This is a genomic window from Marinicella sediminis, assembly GCF_002000055.1.
Taxonomy (GTDB): domain Bacteria; phylum Pseudomonadota; class Gammaproteobacteria; order Xanthomonadales; family Marinicellaceae; genus Marinicella; species Marinicella sediminis.
In genome coordinates, this window is record NZ_MVBD01000043.1 from 1 (window position 1) to 566 (window position 566).

The 566-nt window shown below is 45.1% G+C and carries 1 protein-coding gene; it reads left to right on the forward strand.

Translation table 11 applies throughout. From position 1 onward, the window contains the following. Positions 1–414 (forward strand): hypothetical protein (locus B0475_RS17375; RefSeq protein WP_456298911.1); only part of this gene is annotated, 414 nt, incomplete at its 5' end. Between the last annotated feature and the right edge of the window lie 152 nt (positions 415–566).

Genomic DNA, 566 nt, shown 5'->3' on the forward strand with positions numbered 1-566 from the left:
CTGCTAACCTGTATGACCTACGTCGATTTGAACCCAATTCGAGCTGGTATGAGCAAGACTCCTGAACAATCAGCATACACATCCATCCAGGAGCGAATAAAAGACAAAAACACCAGGCTAATTGGCTTTGGGCCTGACGACAATGATCTGCCTTTTTCGTTGTCAGGCTACCTGGGTCTGGTAGATTATTCAGGCCGCGCAATCCTGGAACACAAGCGCGGATACATACCTGAAAATCTACCACCTATCCTGGCACGATTGCAACTCACTCCAGATTCATGGTTAGATGAACTCAATGGCTTCAAAACAGTCGGATTCTCAGCAGTCGGCACTGTTGATCAGCTCAAAAGTTTCTGTAAGAAAGTTGGCAAAAGATTTGCAGTTGCTCATAGGCTGAAACCAGTCCTGGAATAGCCAACCATCCACCATAGCTTGTCAGCAGATTCTGTCTGCAACCATCAAACTCATTTTAAAACAGGCCATTTCAGCCTAATTCACCACATACCAAATTTCCGGACTTATCAACGCCCCTCTACGCTGTCAAATGAGTACTGTTCCTTAAAAAA